The sequence below is a fragment of the Bacteroidota bacterium genome (assembly GCA_030706565.1).
In the GTDB taxonomy this organism is placed as follows: Bacteria; Bacteroidota; Bacteroidia; order Bacteroidales; family JAUZOH01; genus JAUZOH01.
Genome location: JAUZOH010000478.1, coordinates 1 through 2,688 on the forward strand (window position 1 = coordinate 1; position 2,688 = coordinate 2,688).

The following is a 2,688-nucleotide window of genomic DNA, read 5'->3' on the forward strand; positions in this document are numbered from 1 at the left end:
AATATCGTTTCTGGATTTATAGCCGTAAACCCAAACCCCAAAGGCTAAATTCACGGCATTTATATTGTCTCAAATAAATGTTATTTTTGTATTTTGTAAATTCAAATTCACTTCAATATTTTCAGTCATGTTGCTTAAAAATCATTACCGGACCATTATCATTTCCGACGTACATTTAGGGACCAAGGATTCCAAAGCCAAAGAAGTCGTGCGTTTCCTCAAAGCCAACACCTGCGATAAGCTGATTATGAATGGCGACATCATTGATGGCTGGAGACTTAAAAAAACAGGAAAGTGGGGGAAAAAGCATACCCGTTTTTTCAAAACCATTATTAAGATGATGAAAAAACACAAAACCCAGGTTATTTATGTACGCGGCAATCATGATGATTTTCTTGACAATGTTATTCCACTCACGGTTGGTAATTTTTCTGTCGTAAAAGACTATCTGCTTGAAAGCAACGGAAAGCGTTTCTTTGTTACCCCTGGAGATGTTTTTGATACGGTGACCAGCAAATTGAGATGGCTGGCCAAATTAGGAGACATCGGATATACTTTCCTCCTTTGGTTAAATAAGATTTACAACGCCAGGCGGTTGAAAAAAGGATTACCCTATTATTCATTTTCAAAAGAGATTAAACAGAAAGTAAAATCCGCAGTTTCGTATATATCTGATTTCGAAAAAGAATTGGCCAACCTGGCAAAAGGTAAAAACTATGACGGAATTATTTGCGGCCATATTCATCATCCTTCAATAGTCACATATGACAACATCATTTATATGAACTCAGGCGACTGGATCGAATCCTTATCGGCCCTGGCTGAAGATGGAAAAGGCAATTGGAAAATCTTACACTATTCACAGCTTCTTGCTGAAGAAAAAGAAAAACTGGACATCCTTTAACCATCAAGAGAAATTAAAAATAAAATCGGAGACCTTTGCCTTGCAGACAAATGGTCTCCGTTCAAGATAATTCAATGATAAATCTTTCAGTATGAAGAAATAATTTTGTTAGGACTTAGGATCATCCTTTGATAAAATTTTAATCTTTTCCTTTTTAGGGATGTGTTTCAGCACCTTGGCCTCAACGTAGAAAATAATTTCTTCGGCGATACTTTTGCTTAAATCGCCCACCCTATCGAGCTTCCGAATGATAGACAGCACATGAAGGCTTTGTTCAATCTGATCGGGATGCTGTTTGATATACTCTGTTACAGCCATAGCCGAGGTATCATTGGCCTGTTTCAGAATTTCATCCTTTTTAAAAACTTTGCGCGCCAGGCGTGTATCCTCGTTTTCGAACGCAAGGGAAACATCGGCAAAGAGGGCTTCGGCCGTCTCAAACATCTTGAGAATATCTGAAGTTTTTAATAATTCCTTGTCAAAATCGATGCCTGTTTTAATCACAAACTTTGAAATGCTTTCGGCCACATCGCCGATGCGCTCCAGGTTGGAATTGATTTTTAACACAGACAAAACAAAACGCAGGTCGATGGCCACAGGATTGAATAAGGCAATGATGTTCTCGCAGTCCCTGTCAAGCTTCAGTTCATAAGCATTTACGCGCTTTTCGGTAGCAACCACATCGCGTGACAGATCGCTGTCGAAATTGGTCAAAGCCTCCTTGCACTTTGAAAGCTGGTTTTGCACCAAAGCCCACATATCCAGGGTGTCTATTTTGAGCTGTTGAATTTCCGTATCTAAATGTGTCATGATTTCTAGAATTTAATTATTGAAGTTTGAATGTTTCTATTCAATTGTTGATTATCCAAATCTTCCGGTGATGTAATTCTGTGTCTTGGGATTGACGGGATTGGTAAAGATTGTTTTGGTATCATCATACTCAATCATCTCGCCCATGTAAAAAAAAGCCGTTTTGTCACTGACCCGTCCGGCCTGCTGCATGTTGTGTGTTACAATGATGATGGTGTATTGATTTTTCAATTCATAGATCAGCTCCTCAATTTTGTTGGTGGAGATGGGATCGAGAGCCGAAGCCGGTTCGTCCATCAGCAGAATCGAAGGTTCCACAGCTAAAGCACGCGCAATGCAAAGCCTCTGTTGTTGCCCGCCGGAAAGCTCGAAAGCCGATTTCTTCATTTTGTCCTTCACTTCATTCCAAAGAGCCGATTGCTGAAGGGATCGTTCTACCCTTTCTTCAATAAATTTCGGATCTTTAAAACCATTCACCCGTAATCCGTAAGCCACGTTCTCGAAAATTGATTTAGGAAAAGGATTGGGCCGTTGGAAAACCATACCCACATTTTTCCTTAAATCGTCCACTTCCACACTCTTATCATAAATATTCTGGCTATCCACCAAAACGTCACCTGTAATTTTTACTCCACTGATCAAATCATTCATGCGATTGAATAAACGCAAGAAAGTTGACTTCCCGCAACCCGATGGGCCAATCAAAGCAGTTACCGTTTTGGGTTCAACAGCCAGCGAAATACCCTTTAGTGCATGAAAATCACCGTAATATAAATTTACACCTTTAGTTTCAACTTTTGACATGTTCTTCTCTTTAATTCATTTTTACTTTATTGCCAAAATACCTTCTCAATCCATTTGCCAACAAATTAACTATAAGTACAATAGCAATCAACACCAGCGCGGTTCCATAAGCCATTGTCCTGGACTGCTCGATATTTGTCCCGCTGGTGGATATCACGTACAAATGATAA

At 39.5% G+C, this 2,688-nt stretch carries 4 protein-coding genes; 1 reads left to right on the forward strand and 3 read right to left on the reverse strand.

The window, feature by feature from the left end; all coding sequences use genetic code 11:
• The first annotated feature begins 127 nt into the window (after positions 1-127).
• A complete protein-coding gene (locus Q8907_15740; GenBank protein ID MDP4275722.1) occupies positions 128-904 on the forward strand; it encodes a UDP-2,3-diacylglucosamine diphosphatase in 777 nt (258 codons plus the stop codon).
• A gap of 108 nt (positions 905-1,012) precedes the next feature.
• Here the strand turns inward: Q8907_15740 and phoU are convergent, their stop codons facing one another.
• The 3 genes from phoU to Q8907_15755 all read right to left on the reverse strand — a co-directional run.
• Positions 1,013-1,714 (reverse strand): phosphate signaling complex protein PhoU, encoded by a 702-nt coding sequence (gene phoU, locus Q8907_15745; GenBank protein MDP4275723.1) that lies wholly within the window; start codon positions 1,712-1,714, stop codon positions 1,013-1,015.
• A gap of 51 nt (positions 1,715-1,765) precedes the next feature.
• Positions 1,766-2,518 (reverse strand): phosphate ABC transporter ATP-binding protein PstB, encoded by a 753-nt coding sequence (gene pstB / locus Q8907_15750; GenBank protein MDP4275724.1) that lies wholly within the window; start codon positions 2,516-2,518, stop codon positions 1,766-1,768.
• Between the two features lie 10 nt (positions 2,519-2,528).
• The coding region (locus Q8907_15755) for a phosphate ABC transporter, permease protein PstA (GenBank protein MDP4275725.1) at positions 2,529-2,688 on the reverse strand (160 nt) is incomplete at its 5' end.